The sequence below is a fragment of the Pseudomonas sp. NGC7 genome (assembly GCF_047159675.1).
GTDB lineage: Bacteria > Pseudomonadota > Gammaproteobacteria > Pseudomonadales > Pseudomonadaceae > Aquipseudomonas > Aquipseudomonas kermanshahensis.
Map to the genome: position 1 here is coordinate 4431724 of NZ_BAAFZY010000001.1, position 16299 is coordinate 4448022.

The 16299-nt window shown below is 63.4% G+C and carries 14 protein-coding genes; 2 read left to right on the forward strand and 12 right to left on the reverse strand.

Translation table 11 applies throughout. From position 1 onward, the window contains the following. Window positions 1–9: 9 nt before the first annotated feature. The 8 genes from gcvH to speB all read right to left on the reverse strand — a co-directional run bounded on the left by gcvH (window position 10) and on the right by speB (window position 10067). Window positions 10–387, reverse strand: coding sequence for a glycine cleavage system protein GcvH (gcvH, locus tag ACMCNM_RS19910; protein ID WP_027596340.1), 378 nt, complete (start codon window positions 385–387; stop codon window positions 10–12). A 260-nt stretch (window positions 388–647) separates the two neighbouring features. Next, a complete protein-coding gene (locus tag ACMCNM_RS19915) occupies window positions 648–2177 on the reverse strand; it encodes a sigma 54-interacting transcriptional regulator (protein ID WP_412765237.1) in 1530 nt (509 codons plus the stop codon). 82 nt (window positions 2178–2259) lie between these two features. After that, window positions 2260–3684, reverse strand: coding sequence for a D-serine/D-alanine/glycine transporter (gene cycA / locus ACMCNM_RS19920; RefSeq protein ID WP_238211363.1), 1425 nt, complete (start codon window positions 3682–3684; stop codon window positions 2260–2262). 454 nt (window positions 3685–4138) lie between these two features. Continuing rightward, window positions 4139–5824 carry a choline dehydrogenase gene (betA, locus tag ACMCNM_RS19925; RefSeq protein WP_412765238.1) on the reverse strand — a complete coding sequence of 562 codons (1686 nt, stop codon included), beginning with the start codon at window positions 5822–5824 and terminating at the stop codon, window positions 4139–4141. Between the two features lie 4 nt (window positions 5825–5828). After that, window positions 5829–7298, reverse strand: coding sequence for a cytosine permease (locus tag ACMCNM_RS19930; RefSeq protein WP_099429686.1), 1470 nt, complete (start codon window positions 7296–7298; stop codon window positions 5829–5831). Next, a complete protein-coding gene (locus tag ACMCNM_RS19935) occupies window positions 7295–7474 on the reverse strand; it encodes a hypothetical protein (protein ID WP_027596335.1) in 180 nt (59 codons plus the stop codon). The genes ACMCNM_RS19930 and ACMCNM_RS19935 overlap by 4 nt, the downstream gene beginning before the upstream one ends. 97 nt (window positions 7475–7571) lie before the next feature. Then, complete coding sequence (locus ACMCNM_RS19940) at window positions 7572–9080, reverse strand: aldehyde dehydrogenase family protein (protein ID WP_412765239.1); 1509 nt, start codon at window positions 9078–9080, stop codon at window positions 7572–7574. A gap of 15 nt (window positions 9081–9095) precedes the next feature. After that, window positions 9096–10067: an agmatinase gene (gene speB / locus ACMCNM_RS19945; RefSeq protein WP_412765240.1), complete on the reverse strand. Its 972-nt coding sequence runs from the start codon at window positions 10065–10067 to the stop codon at window positions 9096–9098. Between the two features lie 298 nt (window positions 10068–10365). Here speB and ACMCNM_RS19950 point away from each other — a divergent pair, with 298 nt between their 5' ends. Then, on the forward strand, window positions 10366–11280 hold the full coding sequence (locus tag ACMCNM_RS19950) for a LysR family transcriptional regulator (protein ID WP_027596332.1): 915 nt from the start codon (window positions 10366–10368) through the stop codon (window positions 11278–11280). A 10-nt stretch (window positions 11281–11290) separates the two neighbouring features. Here ACMCNM_RS19950 and ACMCNM_RS19955 read toward each other — a convergent pair whose 3' ends face one another. From ACMCNM_RS19955 to ACMCNM_RS19965, 3 genes are all read right to left on the reverse strand, one after another. Then, window positions 11291–11608: a hypothetical protein gene (locus ACMCNM_RS19955; RefSeq protein ID WP_412765241.1), complete on the reverse strand. Its 318-nt coding sequence runs from the start codon at window positions 11606–11608 to the stop codon at window positions 11291–11293. 221 nt (window positions 11609–11829) lie between these two features. Next, entirely contained in the window at window positions 11830–12372 is a 543-nt protein-coding gene (locus tag ACMCNM_RS19960) for an adenylate kinase (protein ID WP_412765941.1), read from the reverse strand. 111 nt (window positions 12373–12483) lie between these two features. Then, window positions 12484–14178, reverse strand: a complete 1695-nt coding sequence (locus tag ACMCNM_RS19965; protein ID WP_412765242.1) for an alpha/beta fold hydrolase — start codon at window positions 14176–14178, stop codon at window positions 12484–12486. A 253-nt stretch (window positions 14179–14431) separates the two neighbouring features. Between ACMCNM_RS19965 and ACMCNM_RS19970 the strand changes: the two genes are divergently transcribed. Then, entirely contained in the window at window positions 14432–15301 is an 870-nt protein-coding gene (locus ACMCNM_RS19970) for an AraC family transcriptional regulator (RefSeq protein WP_412765243.1), read from the forward strand. Here the strand turns inward: ACMCNM_RS19970 and ACMCNM_RS19975 are convergent. Then, window positions 15283–16218 carry a LysR family transcriptional regulator gene (locus ACMCNM_RS19975; protein WP_412765244.1) on the reverse strand — a complete coding sequence of 312 codons (936 nt, stop codon included), beginning with the start codon at window positions 16216–16218 and terminating at the stop codon, window positions 15283–15285. The genes ACMCNM_RS19970 and ACMCNM_RS19975 overlap by 19 nt on opposite strands. Between the last annotated feature and the right edge of the window lie 81 nt (window positions 16219–16299).

The following is a 16299-nucleotide window of genomic DNA, read 5'->3' on the forward strand; positions in this document are numbered from 1 at the left end:
TACCCTGGCTCAGGCGTTGTCGGCCAGGAAGCGGTCGTAGCCGTCCTGGTCCATCAAGGTGTCGAGGTCGGCGAGGTTGGCCACCTGGATACGGAAGAACCAGCCATCCTGCATCGGCGAGGCATTGACCAGTTCCGGGTCGTCGGCCAGGGCCTGGTTGACCGCCACCACCGTACCGTTCAGGGGCATGCTGATGTTGCTGGCGGCCTTCACCGACTCCAGCACTGCGACTTCATTGCCCTCGCCGTACTCGCCCGGCTCTGGCAACTGCACGAACACCACGTCCCCCAGCGCCTCCTGGGCATAGGTGGTGATGCCGACGGTCAGTTCGCCAGTCGCTTCCAGACGCAGCCATTCGTGTTCGGGGGTAAAACGCAGCATGCTCATGGATCTTCCTCTCTTGTTATCAGGTAGGTCCCAGTACAGGACTGATAACTACAAGAGCAAGGGCGATGCCAACTTGATTAAATTCTTTTATTTCAATGGCTTGAGATACAAACCGGCGACAATCCAGTCGACCCAGGCGGAACGAATAAGCTCCAGTGCATCGCCCCGGCAGGCCTGCGTGCCGGGGCGTGCCAATGAACGCGGGGACCTCGCCGAACTGGAGTGCAATCACTCCAGTGGAACGCATTGACACCAGGGTGCTACGCCCGGGTGGCAATGCCGTATTTGCGCAAGCGCTGGCCGATGGCCGTGTGCGACGTCTGCAAGCGTGCGGCCAGTTGCCGGGTCGAGGGATAGGTTGCATAGAGCTTTTCCAGCAGGTTTTTTTCAAACCCCTGCACGGCCGCTTCCAGGCTGATGATTTCGTGTACGTCGGCCTGCTGGCTGCTCAAGGCGGTGCCGGCCAACTCCAGGTCGTCGCAGTCGATCACCTCCCCTTCGCTGATGGCCGCGGCGCGGAAAATCACGTTCTGCAACTGGCGCACGTTACCCGCCCAGCGGTTGCCCAGCAGCAGCGGATGGGTCGCCAGCGCCAACCGGCAGGGCGAGCGCTGTATCTGCGCGCAGGCCTGGCGCAGGAAGTACTCGGCCAGCAGCAGGATGTCCTTGCCTCGCTCGCGCAAGGGCGGCACCTTGAGGTTGAGCACGTTGAGGCGGTAGTACAGGTCTTCGCGAAAGCTGCCTTCGACCACCATGCTTTCGAGGTTGCGGTGAGTGGCACAGACCACCCGCACATTCACCCGCACTTCACCGCCACCGCCGACGCGGCGGAAGCTGCCGTCATTGAGAAAGCGCAACAGCTTGGCCTGCAGGTAAGGCGACATCTCCCCCACTTCATCGAGAAACACCGTGCCGCCATCGCCCAGCTCCAGCAGGCCGGGCTTGCCGCCGCGCTGGGCGCCGGTGAATGCGCCAGCGGCGTAGCCGAACAGCTCGCTCTCGGCCAGGCTCTCGGGCAAGGCGGCGCAGTTGAGGGCCAGAAACGACGCATCGCGCCGGGCACTGAGGGCGTGGCAGGCGCGGGCGACCAACTCCTTGCCGGTGCCCGTCTCGCCCTGGATCAGCAGCGGCGCCTCAAGGCCAGCCACCTTGTGCAGGCGCACCTTGAGTTCCTTCAGCGCCGTGGAATCGCCCAGCAGCCCCTCCAGCCCTTCGGTGTGGTCGTGCAGCAACGACGCCAGGCGCTCGCCGATGCGGCTTGGCGGGTACAGGGTAAGCAGGCCGCCCACCAGGGCATCGGCACCGCCGCTGATGGGCGTGGCTTCCAGCAACAATGCCTGGCCCTGGAACCCGACCTCGCACATGGGCAGGCGAAAGCCCTTGTCGATCAGGGTTTGGGCCAAGTCGGCCTCAGCAAACAGGCGCGACAACGGCTCGCCGGCCGGCTCGCGGCCAATGAGGTTGACCAGAGTGGGGTTGGCCAGCAGCACATGGCCGCCGGGGTCAACCGCCAGCACCGGGTCACTCATCGACGCCAACAGGGCCTCCAGTTGCAGGCGCCGGCGGTGGCCAGGCAGGAAGTCGACCAACTCGACCGCCTGCACCCCCACCACGCGCAACAGCGCACCGTAGAGCTCGTCCAGCACGGCCCGTGACAGCGCCGGGGCGTCGATGTAGACGTTGGGCGGGATCATTTCCACCGCGTCCAGGTTGAGGTTACGCGCCCCTAGCAGCGCCAGGATTTCCTGGGTGATGCCGACGCGGTCGATGAAGGTGACGTGGATTCTCATCGTGATTCCCTGGTTGGCGAAACGACAACAGGGGGACGGCGCACCCGGCGCTGTCCCCCTGGTTAAAACGTGAAGGCGGCGGTTACTCCGCTTCGAGCGACAACGCGGCATGCTCCTGTTTTTTCTGGCGAATGGACCGGTAGGACAGGCCCAGCACGGCAAACCACACAGGCACAGCGAACAACGCCATGCGGGTGTCCGCCTCCAGGGCCAGCAGGCCGAGGATGAAAGCGAAGAACGCCAAGCAGACCCAGCACATGATCGTGCCGCCCGGCATCTTGTATTTCGACGCACGGTGCAGGTGGTCACGCTGTTTGCGGTAGGCCAGGTAAGACAGCAGGATGATCGACCAGACGAACATGAACAGCAGGGCCGACACCGTGGTAATCAGCGTGAACGCGTCGAGCATGTTCGGCACCAGGTAGATCACCAGGGCGCCAGCGGTCAGGCAAATACAGGAGAAGATCAGGCCGTTGGAGGGCACTGCACGGCGTGACAACGCGCTGAACCGGCCCGGTGCATCACCCTCCACCGCCAGGCCATAGAGCATGCGACTGGTCGAGAACACGCCACTGTTGGCCGAAGACGCCGCAGACGTCAGTACCACGAAGTTGATGATCCCCGCTGCAGCAGGCAGCCCGGCCAGCACGAACAGTTCGACGAAGGGGCTCTTGTTGGCCACCACTTCTCGCCACGGGGTCACGGCCATGATGGCAATCAGCGCCAACACGTAGAAGACGATGATGCGCAGCGGGATGGAGTTGATGGCCCGTGGCAGGTTGCGTTCCGGGTTCTTGGTTTCGGCCGCGGTGGTGCCGACCAGCTCGATGCCGACGAAGGCGAACACCGCAATCTGGAAGCCGGCGAAGAAGCCCATGGCGCCGTGGGGGAACATCCCGTCGTCGTTCCACAGGTTGGCCAGCGAGGCGACGTTACCGGTCGGCGACTGATAGGCTGCCGCCACCATGTACACCCCGGTGCAGACCAAGGCGCAGATGGCCACGATCTTGATCATGGCGAACCAGAATTCCAGTTCACCGAACATCTTCACCGTCATCAGGTTGAGCGACAGCAACACACCGACGCAGGCCAGTGCCGGTAACCACAAGGGAATATCCGGGAACCAGAACTGCGAATAGGCGGCGATGGCAATAACGTCGGCAATACCGGTCACGATCCAGCAGAACCAGTAGGTCCACCCGGTAAAGAACCCCGCCCACGGGCCTAACAGGTCCGCCGAAAAGTCGATGAATGACTTGTACTGCAAGTTGGACAACAACAGTTCGCCCATCGCCCGCATGACGAAAAACAGCATGAAGCCGATGATCATGTAGACGAAAATGATCGAAGGCCCAGCCAGGCTGATGGTCTTGCCAGAGCCCATAAACAGGCCCGTGCCAATGGCGCCGCCGATGGCGATCAACTGGATATGGCGGTTGGACAGGTTACGTTTGAGTTCGTGGGTGTCACCCTCAGGCGGACAGTGACCCTGCGGCAGGTTATTCATTGTTATTTACCTTGCTAGTTTAATTGTTTTTATAACGTCACAAGTTCAACTTTCTAACCGGACATGCGTTGCAACAGCCGGCCGAACGCAAGGGAAAGAGCAAGGACTATGCCAAAGGCCAGAGCCCTTTAAATACGGGGGTCTGTGTGGGTATTAACGTTTATTGCTGTAATGAAGCCACTCCAGGCAGTGGCGGTAATGGCGCGGTGTACGACACCGAAGCGTCGTATACCGTGCCCTGCCCTGTGCTGTATCGATATCACTACAATGGAGCGCTATCAGTCCAGGTAAAGCGGTGCCCCCACAACGAACTCTATTTCATGGGTTCAGCCACGACCCTGTGGGAGCGGGCTTGTCCCGCGAACACCGGCAAAGCCGGTGCCATCCACCGAGTCGCCCCATTCGCGGGGCAAGCCCGCTCCCACAGGGACCGCGTAGGCTCACCCACGCTTGATCACGCACGCACCTCGCGCCGCGGCGCGCGGCTGCGCTGTTGTTCTTCCCACCCGTCCACCAAACCGACCGGCACATCGACCGGTGCCAGCGGCTCACGCCCGCGCACCAGGTCGGCGGCACGTTCGGCCAGCATGATGGTCGGTGCGTTGAGGTTGCCGTTGGGCTCGCTCGGGAACACCGACGAGTCGATTACCCGCAGCCCCTGCAGGCCATGCACACGCAGCGTCGAATCAACCACTGCCATGTCGTCCTCACCCATGCGGCAAGAACCGCACGGGTGCATGGTGCTTTCCATGTTGGCACGCACGAAGGCATCGATCTGCTCATCGGTCTGCACCTGCGGCCCAGGTGCCAGCTCCTCGCCGCGGAAGCGGTCCATGGCCGGCTGGGCGATGATCTCACGGGTCAGGCGCACGCAGCGGCGGAAGCCCTCGCGGTCCTCCTCGCTTTGCAGGTAGTTGAAGCGGATTTCCGGGTGCTGATAAGGGTCGGCCGACAGGGCCCGCACATGGCCGCGGCTCTTGGGCTTGTTCGGCCCGGTCAGCACCATGAAACCGTGGCCCTTGAACGGTTTGTCACCGTCGTAGCGCATGGCCGCCGGCAGGAAGTGGAACTGGATATCCGGCCAACGCAGCCCCTTGGACGAGCGGATAAAACCACCCGCCTCGAAGTGGTTACTGGCGCCCAGGCCATCCTTGAACAGCAGCCAACGCAGGCCGATCATCGCCTTGCCCAGCAGGCTCATCTTGCCGTTGAGGGTCACGGGCTCCTTGCACGCGTACTGGATGTAGATTTCCGAGTGGTCCTGCAGGTTTTCGCCCACACCCGGCAGGTCGTGCAGCACCTTGATGCCGGCCTTTTTCAGCACCGCCTCTGGGCCGATACCCGAGCGCTGCAACAGGTGCGGCGAGCCGATCGGGCCGGACGATACCAACACCTCGCGGTTGCAATGCACCGTGTGGGTCTGCCCGCCCTCGTCGTACTCCACGCCCACTGCGCGCTTGCCGTCGAGCAGGATGCGGCGGGTCATGGCGTGGGTCACCACGGTCAGGTTCGGCCGGCTCATCGCCGGACGCAGGTAGGCATTGGCGGTGGACCAGCGCACCCCGTCCTTGACAGTCATGTGCATGGCGCCGAAACCTTCCTGCATGTAGCCATTGCAGTCGGCGGTCTTGATGTAGCCGGCCTCGGCCCCGGCCTCTACCCAGGCACCGTACAGCGGGTTCTGCATGTTGTTGCCGTTGTTGGTGGCCAGCGGCCCTGCGCCGCCGCGGTAGTCATCGCCACCAAACTTGAAATGCTCGGCGCGCTTGAAGTACGGCAGGCAGTTGCGGTAGCTCCAGTGCTTCGCGCCCAGGCTTTCCCATTCATCGAAGTCGCAGGCATGGCCACGGATGTACACCAGCCCGTTGATCGAGGACGATCCCCCCAGCACCTTGCCCCTCGGGCAGTGCAATCGGCGGCCGTCCAGGTGGGCTTCGGCGGCGGTCTCGTAGCGCCAGTTGTACTTCTTGGTATTCATCGGCAACGAGAACGCACTGGGCATCTGGATCAGCACGCTGCGGTCACTGCCGCCGAACTCCAGCACCAGTACCGAGGTGCCGGCATCTTCGGTCAGGCGGTTGGCCAGGACGCAGCCGGCAGAGCCTGCGCCGATGATGATGTAGTCGTATCGATTTTTCATTGTTCTAGTCCTGTACGCGAAGGCCTGCGGCCTCGATGTTGCGTTCATTGCCCTTGGGGTAGCCGCCCCAGCCCAGGCGTGTGGCCAGCAGGCGGGTCAGACCGTAATGCACCAGCCCGGCCAGCAGGCAGGACGGCAGCGAGGCGGTGGCGAAGGTGAAGAAATCGGTATGGGCCAAGGTCTGCGGGTTGAACACCACCACGTAGATGGCAAACCCTGCCACCAGCGCCAGCAGCGCGATGGGGTTGAAGCCTTTGCAGAAGCGCAACGGCGAGCCGCTTTGCTCGGCATACAAATGGCGCAGGTTCAGGCGTTGCTTGCGCAGGAAGAAGTAATCGGCGATGCCGATGCCGGCCAGCGCGCTGTTCAGCGCCGACGTCCACACCAGGAAGATGAAGAAGCCGTCGTAGATACCCGGGAGGCACACCACGATGACCACCGGGATGATGCAGAAGAGCCCGATCAGCATCCCCCAGCCCAGGCTGCGCAACCGCTCCCCGGCCAACTGACGCAGGCCGATGACGGCTGTGTAGAGGATGTTGACCATGCCCGTCAGGTTGGCCAGGGCCAGGAAGCTCAGGGCGATCACGCCGAAGGTCATGCCGCCGGCCAGCCGCATCCAGGCGGTGGGGTCGCTGCTCCCCAGGGTAGTCGCGGCGAACAGGCTAACCGACTCACCCAGCGACGCGGCGCCGAAGATGCCCACCAGGTTGGGCCAAAATGCCGTACGCTGGTTGCTGCACAGGCGCGACAGGTTGCCGATGTAGGGCCACCAGGAGAACCCCGCAGCGATGTTGATTTCTACCGCGATCATGAAGTTGACGTGCGGGTTTTCGAACGGAGGCTGCAAGGGCGGCATGGCCAGCAGTTCGCCGAAACTGTAGCGGCGGGAGATGAAATACATCAGCGCCAGCATGATCAGAATCAAGCTGGGCGCGATCACCGCGCTCAGGCGGCGGATCATGTCCGGCCCGCGCATGGCCACCAGCGCCGCCAGCACGATGGCCAGCAAGGCGCCGGCAGTCACCAGCCAGTCATTGCTGTCGGGCTGGCTGTGCTGCACGAGGGTTTCCAGGTTGTCCAGCGCACGCCCGCACATCAGCCCCAGCACCGCCAGCCACCCCATGGTCAGGATCACCACCGAAAGGGTATAGACCAGCCGGCTGCCATTGAGGCCAAACATGCTGCGCAGGAAAGTGAACTGCTCGACGCCGTACTTGCCGCACGGCAGGCAGGTGGACGAGGCCGCGAGCACCACGCCGATGATGTTGCCGATGATGATCGCGGCAATGCCTTGCAAGGGCCCGACGAACAGCGCAGTGGCACCGCCGATCAAAAACACCCAGGTGGCCACCGCCAACGCCGAGTTGGCGTAGGCATAACCCCAGAAGCCCCAGACCCGCTCGCCCGGCAGCAAAGGCGTATCGCCGCGTTCGGCGGCCAGGCGAAATTCCTGCTCTCTGGAGCGGCTCATGGCTGGCCCCCCAGGCAATACGCGCCCACCACCATGACCAGGGTCAGCACGGCCAGGGCAACAACATCCGCCGCGCTCAGCGCGCCGGGCCAGTGCGCCCTGCCCTCCAGTTCTTCATAGGCGCGCAGGCGCCGTTCCAGGTCTTGTGCACGCTCGGTATCCACTTGGCTGTTCATTGGCATCACCTCGACGGGTTCTTGTTCTTGAAATTCGATGCGTTAATGTGGCCCCGCGTCGCTCGCCAAACCAGGCGACGCGGGCCAGCCCTGTACCTCAGGGCAAGGTGATCCAGACCGCCTTGGTCTCCAGCAGAAACTCCAGTTGTTCAGCGCCCATGTCCTTGCCATAGCCCGATTGTTTGTAGCCGCCAAACGGCATGGAGGGGTCCAGCGTGCTGTGGGCGTTGACGTAGACGGTGCCAGCGCGCAGGCGCGGGATCAGCCCGTGGACCTTGCCCAGGTCGTTGGAATAGATGGCCGCCGCCAAGCCATATTCCGAATCGTTGGCCAGCGCCAGGGCCTGCTCCTGGGTATCGAAGGGCAAGGTCACCAGCACCGGGCCAAAGATCTCCTCGCGGACGATGCGCATGTCGTTGTTGCAGTGGGCGAAGATGGTTGGCTGCACGTAGAAGCCCGGGCCTTCGACCGGCTCGCCACCGTAGTACACCTGCGCCCCTTCGGCCTTGCCCAGGGCGATGTATTCCAGTACCCGCTGCTGTTGCTGGCGCGACACCATGGGGCTGATGAAGCAGTCAGGGTCCAGGCCCGGGGCAATCTTCAGCGTGGCCGTATAGCGGGCCAGCGCTTCGAGGAAGGCTGGGTAGACGCTGCGCTCGACATAGGCACGGGTACCGGCATCACACACCTGCCCCGAGTTGAAGAACACACCGTTGGCGACCGCCTCGGCCGCCGCGTCAAGGTCGGCATCGGCGAACACGATCACCGGCGACTTGCCGCCCAGTTCCAGGGTCAGGCGTTTCATCTGGTCCATCGCCGCCTTGCCCACCGAGCAGCCCACCGGGGTAGAGCCGGTGAAGCTCAGCTTGTCGATGCCTGGGTGGCTGGACATCGCCGTGCCCACCACGCTGCCGCGCCCGGTGACGATGTTCAGCACACCGTCAGGGATGCCCGCCGCCTGCACCAGCTCGGCAAAGCGCAGGGCCGACAGCGACGTCAGCTCCGCCGGCTTGACCACCACGGTGCAGCCGGTCGCCAGCGCCGCGCCGAGCTTCCAGGCCATGGTTTGCAGCGGGAAGTTCCAGGGCACGATGGCCCCCACCACGCCGACCGCTTCCTTGCGGGTGTAGGCCAGGTAGTTGCCCGGCAGCGAAGGCTCGACCGTGCGCCCATGAATCTTGCTGGCCCAGCCGGCGAAATAGCGCAACGTATCGACGGTACCTTGGATATCCACGGCGCGGGCCTGAGCGACCGACTTGCCCATGTCGATCGACTCGATCTGCGCCAGCTCGTCGGCATTGTCTTCAATGAGGTCGGCCAAGCGATGAATCAGGCGCTCACGTTCCAGGGGCTTGAGCTGGCTCCAGGGGCCGCCATCGAATTGCGCACGGGCGGCACGCACCGCGCGGTCGAGGTCGTCCTGCGTGCCCATCGGGATGCGCGTCAGCACGCCCTCGGTGGACGGTTCGATGACCTCGGCGCTGGCACCGTCACTGGCCTCGAGCCAGGCACCGCCAATGAACATGCGCTGGGGCTTGCAGAGAAAACGCTGGGTGGCCTCAGAAACGCCGAAGGCCTGCAGGTAGGTTTTTACCTTGTTGTCCACGGTACGGTCTCCGGATCAGCGGGCGTTGGCACGCGCGTGGAAGATGAAGCCGATGCTGTTCATCAGCAATTGCGCGGCCAGAATCGAAGTCACGCCTGCCGGGTCGTAGGCTGGGGCCACTTCCACCAGGTCCATGCCGACAATCCGCCCCTGGCTGCGCTGGGCCAACGCCTGGATGATCTCAAGTACTTCGTAGTAGAAGAATCCGCCATGGCTCGGGGTGCCGGTGCCTGGGGCGATGGACGGGTCGAAGCCATCGATGTCGATGGTGATGTAGTAGTCGCGGCCTTCGGGGATCTTTGCCAGCACACCTTCGCAGCCCAGGCGACGCACGTCGCGTACCGAGAGGATCTGCGAGCCGGCTTCGCGTGCGGCATCGTAGTCGTCGCGGTTGGAGGACGACACGTTGCGGATGCCCATCTGGGTCATGCCGACGATGTGGTCCAGCTCCGAGGCGCGGCGCAAGGGGCTGCCATGGCCGTAGCGCACGCCATGGCGCTCGTCGACGAAGTCGAGGTGGGCATCGAAGTGCACGATGTGGATCGGCCCACGCCCTTCGAAGGCCTTGATGACTGGCGCATGGATCGAGTGGTCGCCGCCCAGCACGATCGGCATGGCACCCGCCGCGAGGATCTGGCGCACGGCCGACTCGATGTTGGCATTGCTGGTGGCCATGTCGGTGTGCACGATATCGGCGTCGCCGACATCGACCATGCGCAGCTGGTCATCGGTCAGGTAGGTGGCGTCATCTTCGAAGTCGTAGGCACCGGCGTGGCCGAACGAGAACAGGGTCGATGCCTCGCGGATGCCGCGCGGTCCGAACCGTGCGCCCGAGCGCCATTGGGTCCCCATGTCGTTGGGCGCACCGAGGATTGCCACATCGGCGTCGATGGCATTCCAGTCGGTGCAGATGGGTGACTTGGCGAAGGTGCAATGCCCTACGAAGGGCAGGTTCAGGCGGCCGGATTCATAACCGTGCTTTGCCATGTTCGGGTTTCTCCACTTATTGTTTTGGTCAGGAGACGGGGCGACTGCTCGACCGCCGTTGCAGCCACTATGGCGGCAGGCCAACGCGGGAAAAATGCGCAAGTGCAGATGCATACATCGGCCAACCCGAAGTAATCGCCCGCTGCCAGCGGCCAGGCGAAATGCCGGGTGTGCACCGGCAGTCATTTGCAGGTGCCGGGCATTGCAGTGATCACAGGGGCGTGGTTAGCTTGAAAAAAAACAATGGCCGGACGCTCATATCAGCCAGCGCGATGTGACGCACCGCCAGGAGGCCCCAGTGATCCAGCTCCACGACGTCGATCTGAAGCTCCTCAGGGTATTCACCACCATCGTCAGGTGCGGTGGCTTTTCTGCGGCGCAGGCCGCCCTCAACGCCGGCCAATCGACCATCAGCGAACAGATGACGCACCTGGAAACCCGCCTTGGGGTCAAGCTGTGCCAGCGCGGGCGCAGTGGCTTTCGCCTGACCGAACAGGGCGTGGCCATCCACGAAGCCACCTTGCGCCTGCTCAGCGCGGTGGAAAGCTTTTGCATGGATGCCGACGTGCTCAAGCAGCACATCAGCGGCAAACTCAACCTGGGCATCATTGACTCCACCCTGACCGACACCGCCTCGCCTCTGCCGCGCACCACCCAGCGCTTTGTTTCACGCGGGCACGATGCCCACCTGCACATCTACATCGGCGCCCCGGCCGAGCTGGAAGAGCGTGTGCTGGACAGCCGGCTGCACCTGGCCATCGGCCATTTTCCGCTGCGCGTGCCGGGGCTTTCGTACCTGCCGCTGTACGACGAAGCCCTGGGGCTGTACTGCGGCCGCCGCCATCCGTTGTACGCCAGCAAGGCGGCGAACGGCCGGTTGCTTGAAGAGGTTCGCCAGTGCCATATCGTGGTGCGCGGCTATATGCAGCAATACGACCTGGAGCAACTGGGCATCACCAAGGCCGCCGCGACCGTGGAGAACATCGAGGCGGCCGCGATCCTGATCATTTCCGGTGCCTATATCGGGTTTCTGCCGGTGCACTTCGCCGAGCAGTGGGTGAAAACCGGCGAAATGCGCCGGCTGGGCGCGAACACCCTGGACCTCACCTCGCCCTTCGACGTGATCACCCGGCGCGGGGTGTCACCACCGCCGATCCTACGGGCGTTCCTCGAAGACCTGAACGCCTGCATGCACCAGGCCGGGGGCGTTTGAGCCCGCAGGCTCAGGCAATAACCCGGGCAACCTGCTGCGCGCGAACAAGCCCAGTCGTCGCCAGGCCCTGAAGCCTTGCCACCAGCACGGCGCGGGCGGTTGGCGAGGTGGCCGGGTCGATAATCCGATACTGGCGATCGCACCACCCGCTGATCTCCTGTAGCCAGTCGGCTTGCAAGACGGGCTCGGCGTCCAGGCGCTGCAACAGGTAGGCCACTTGCGGCCCTCCACCACGCTTGGGGGGAGTTCCACCTGCAGCACTGCGCAATTCGCGGTGGGCCAAGGCATCACGCAGCAGGGTTGCAGGCTCGGTATCGACTTCCAGCAAGCGAAAGGCTCAGGTTTCACGGCAGCTGATTTCGGAGCCTGGTTCAATCTGCTTTTGCCGCCAGCTGCCTCTCGATCCAGTCGATGAATGCCCGCGAAGTGGGCGCCGCGGTGGATGGCACGGGCTTCGCCCGTGTTCGCGGGGCAAGCCCGCTCCCACAGGGAATTGCGTCAGATATTAGGAGTTGGGCCAGAAGCGTTCACCTTCCAAACAGCATGGCGTCAGTGAGCTGTTTGCGACAACTTTTGCATCACCTCGGCAACCATCTCCTGCGTACTGTTAATACCGTCAACCCGCAACACTGCAGACGTTTGCTCTGCCAACCACGCCTCGTGCCACGCTCGGTTGCGCCCCGAGAAGTTAGGGTCGTCATACTGCGAGGCCCATTCGCGGAAGGCCGCGTGGATTCCGTGCATGTCACCACCCGGTGCAATCCGATCGCCATAGCGCTCTTTTTCACGCGCGGCCAGCCGCTCAAGGCGAATGGGCGTGGGGGTGACGACGAACACGATCAGGTCGACGTGCGTAAGCAAGGCATCGCCCCACACCATGCAGGAACCGGTCAATACCCAATCTTGGTCACCGAGCTGCTGCTGGATCACTTTCACGCGGTCAGGGACAGGCCGCTTGGTCGTGAAAGGTGGGTCGGTGGGCATCCAGTAAGCATCGTCGACATCGACATGCCGCGCGCCAAGCACGGTCGCGAGGTTTTGACCCAAGGTGGTCACACCGGCACATGAAGCACCCGTAATGTAGATTCGCAATTGTTCCTCCATGAATGCACGCCGAAAACGGGCAGCACTATACACCCGACTTGCGCAAGACGCTGAAGCCGACGGCTGGCATCGGGTCAGCGTCAGGAAGAAATGGCAGGCTCAACGCTCCATGACATAAGTACCCGGCGCAGGGCAAAGCGGCCGGTACTTGCGCGAGCCCAGCTTCTTCGGCGGCGCCAGGCTTTCGCCGGAACGCTGCCCAATCCATTCGCGCCAATGCGGCCACCAACTGCCTTGCTGGCGCTCCCCGGCGTTCTGCAGCCAGGTTTCCGGCGCCTCGGCGGCGGCGGGCGCCGCGTAGTAGAACGACTTGGGGTTGCCGGGTGGGTTTACCAGGCTTTGCAAGTGGCCGGCATTGGACAGCACGTAGGTCGTGTCCTCGCCAAACAGCCGGGCGGTGCCGTAGCAGCCTTGCCAGGGGGTGATGTGGTCGGTAGTGCCGCCCACCACATAGGCGCCCACCGTTACCTGGGTCATGTCGATCAACTCGCCAGCAATCTCCAGGGCGCCGGGGTTGCTGTAGGGGTTTTGCTGGATGAGGTCTAGGTAGTCCGCGTGCAGCTGAGCGGGGAGCCGCGTGGTGTCGTCGTTCCAGGCGAGAATGTCAAATGCCGGCGGTGGGTTGCCCAGCAGGTAGTTGTTGACCCAGTAGTTCCAGATCAGATCGTTCGGGCGCATCCAGGCGAACATGCGGCCCATGTCCTGGCCACTGAGCACACCCTTGCGCCGGGAGCTGGCCTTGGCCGCGCGCAGGGCGGACGGCGTGGTGAACAGCCCCAAGGTGGTGTCGTTAAGCGCCGACGCCGTGTCGAGCACGCACACGGCCCAGGTGGTATTGGCCACTTTGTGGCCCTCGCCACGGGCCGCCAGCCAGCCCAGGTAGGCTGCCAGGGTGATGCCGCCCGAGCAGGAGCCCCACATGTTCACATCCGGGCTACGGGTAATTCGACGCGCGACGTCCACCGCCTGATCGAGGCACAGCGCGTAATCGGACAAGCCCCAGTCGCAGTGCTCGCGGGTGGGGTTGCGCCAACTGATGACGAACAGGCTCACGCCGCTGTCCTGTATCCACTTGACCAGGCTTTTTTCCGGCGACAGGTCGATGGCGTAGTACTTGTTGATCTGCGGCGGCGACATGACCAAGGGCCGGGCAAAGACCTTTTCGGTGGTGGGCGCGAACTGCAGCAGCTCGAACATTTCGCAGCGAAACACCACCTCGCCCTTGGCCGTGGCGATGTTTTCACCGACCGTGAAGGGCGTACTGTCGACCTGCCTCGGGAGGCCGCGGTTATTCAGCATGTCCTGGCCGAAGTGGCGGATGCCCCTGGCCATGCTCATGCCGCCTGTGTCCACCAGTTTGCGCAGCGCCGCGGGATTGGTCAGCGGGGAGTTGCTCGGTGCCAAGGCATCGGCCAGCTGTGCTGCGACAAAGCGGGCGCGGCTTTTTTCCAGCGGGGCCAGCTCGGTGGCCTCGATGAAGCGGGTCAGCTCTGCCTGGCCAGCCAGGTAACTCTGCAACAGTGCGCGCAGGAAGGCGTTGGATTGCCAGGCCGGGTCGGCGAAGCGCTTGTCCTTCGGGTCTGGCGCAATGCTGGTGTTGCCTGCGACGATGCCGCGCAGCGCCTTCAGGTAGCCCCCCACATGGGCACCCGCCTTGAGCGGCGAGGTGCCTACGGCCTTGAGCAGGTAGCCGGCTGAACTGGCCAGGTCGGCTGGGCGCATGCTGACCAGGGGGTTGCCTGCCAGGGGCTGGCTGGGGGTGACGGTCTCGTTCGTTTGCGTGGATCTGCTCATGGCGGCTCTTGATTCCGGGCACGGTTGTGTGGTGCTCCGACTCTAAGGCAGCCGTGGCTGCGGCCACTTCTCATCGCACGACAGCGGTTTTTCACTTCATGACGGGGGAGCGATCTGACCGAAAACACCGGCAAACTCGGTGCCATCCACGCTATGGTCAACACGACTCCCCGAAAGAGCAATCACGGCTAGGCACCTCGATGCCTGGACACAGGATGCTAGCGCTCACCGCACCTTCCAGAGGCTCCGTTCGTTGACTGACTCACAGCACAGCCCTACCTACGCAAAACGGTTCGAAGCCGTGCTTGCCTACATCGACAACCATCTCGAAGATGACCTGTCGGTGAATGCACTGAGTCGCATCGCCAACTTCTCGGCGTTTCACTTCCATCGGCAGTTCACGGCGTTCATGGGTGTTCCGGTTTCACGCTATGTGCAACTGATGCGGCTTCGACGCGCGGCGCACCAACTGGTCGCCTCGCCCGCAACGTCGGTGCTGGAAGCGGCATTCGGCGCTGGTTTCGAAAGCCCCGAAGCCTTTTCCAGAGCCTTCAAGCGTGCCTTCGGCATGGCGCCGAGCGTGTTCGCCAAGGCCCCGAACTGGCAGGCCTGGAGTGCGGTATTCGTTGTTCCTCATCGTTCCAGGAGTATCACCATGCAGATCCGTATCGTGGATTTCACCGAAACCCGTGTAGCCGCGCTCGAGCACCAAGGTGCGCCCGCCCTGGTCGGCGAAAGCGTCGCGCGTTTTCGCCAATGGCGGATGCACAGCGGCCAATCGCCAGTGGCCAGCAGCCGCACCTTCGGCATCCCCTACGACAACCCCGACACTACACCGGCGCACGCCTTCCGCTTCGCCGTTTGCGGCGAGATAGACGAGGCTGTGCAGCCCAACGATTTCGGCGTGCACGAACGGGTTATCCCGGCGGGGCGCTGTGCAGTGATTCGGCATAGCGGTTCGCCTGACTACATTGGCGAAACCATCTACCCGCTTTATCGTGACTGGTTGCCGTCGAGCAACGAAGAGCTGCGCGACCATCCGCTGTTCTTCCATTACCTGAGCGCGTACCCGGAAACGCCCTTGGAGCAATGGCAAACGGATATCTACGTCCCGCTGAAGTAGGCCGTGCCATGCCCGCCCGGTGCCAGGCCACCGAGCCCCCACCCATGAGCCTCTTCGATAAAGTGCAGCACTGCACGAGAACGCTCGTCAATCCGTGAAATCAGCGAAAGTTCACTGACCATTTCCGCTTGAGCAAGCGGCACGATGCGGATGCCCGGCATGGTCAGCCGGGTCATGGTTTCCGGCACGATGCTCAGGCCGATGCCGGCGGCCACCAGCCCGGGAATACTCATCAGCGACGGCACATACATGATGTTCTGCGGGTGCAACTGGTGCTGCCGGCACGCCTGGAGGGTGTGGGAGGTCAGGCCGATGCCGGTGCTGTCCTGGAGAAACACGAACTTTTCGTGGCGCAGGGTCGACAGGTCCCCGCTGAAGTGGTCGGCCAATTCATGGTTGTCCGGGATGAGCAGGACGAGCCTGGACTGGCTGAATGGGTGGGTGCGCAGACGGTCCGGCAGGTGGTCCTTGAACACCCGGGCGAAGGCCAGGTCGAGTTTGTGGTCGAGCAACATGTCGAACTGCGCGCGAATCCCGGCGTCGACCAGCGACACCTTGACCTCGGGGAACGTGCTGAAGTAATGCCGGAGCAATTGCGGCAAATTGGCTTCGAACAATGCCGAGTGGTAACCGATGTTGATTTCGCCCACCTCCCCCCGCTTGGCACGCCGGGCCGCGGCCATTGCCCGTTCGCTGGCCTCGATGGACTGCCGCGCGTGAGGCAGGAACGCCTCGCCGGCAGCGGTCAACGCCACGCCGCGGTTCTCCCGCCGGAACAGTGTCAGCCCCAGCTCAGACTCAAGCGTTCGCATCAATTGGCTCAGTGCCGGTTGTGCAATGCCCAGTTGCTCTGCCGCCCGGCTGAAATGCTGCAGGTCAGCGGCGACCACAAACGCTCTCAGGTGACGCAGTTCCATAATCGCTACCCATAAGGCTAATGCCAGTCAGTTAGGGCCAAGGGGGCCGCTGCGCGGCCCTTCGCAGGCAAGCCAGCTCCT

Excerpts from the sequence above, each read along its gene's own strand:
- ACMCNM_RS19935 (WP_027596335.1), bottom strand. The coding sequence starts at position 7,474 with ATGAACAGCCAAGTGGATACCGAGCGTGCACAAGACCTGGAACGGCGC.
- gcvH (WP_027596340.1), bottom strand. The coding sequence starts at position 387 with ATGAGCATGCTGCGTTTTACCCCCGAACACGAATGGCTGCGTCTGGAA.
- speB (WP_412765240.1), bottom strand. The coding sequence starts at position 10,067 with ATGGCAAAGCACGGTTATGAATCCGGCCGCCTGAACCTGCCCTTCGTA.
- ACMCNM_RS19975 (WP_412765244.1), bottom strand. The coding sequence starts at position 16,218 with ATGGAACTGCGTCACCTGAGAGCGTTTGTGGTCGCCGCTGACCTGCAG.
- ACMCNM_RS19915 (WP_412765237.1), bottom strand. The coding sequence starts at position 2,177 with ATGAGAATCCACGTCACCTTCATCGACCGCGTCGGCATCACCCAGGAA.
- ACMCNM_RS19965 (WP_412765242.1), bottom strand. The coding sequence starts at position 14,178 with ATGAGCAGATCCACGCAAACGAACGAGACCGTCACCCCCAGCCAGCCC.
- cycA (WP_238211363.1), bottom strand. The coding sequence starts at position 3,684 with ATGAATAACCTGCCGCAGGGTCACTGTCCGCCTGAGGGTGACACCCAC.
- betA (WP_412765238.1), bottom strand. The coding sequence starts at position 5,824 with ATGAAAAATCGATACGACTACATCATCATCGGCGCAGGCTCTGCCGGC.
- ACMCNM_RS19930 (WP_099429686.1), bottom strand. The coding sequence starts at position 7,298 with ATGAGCCGCTCCAGAGAGCAGGAATTTCGCCTGGCCGCCGAACGCGGC.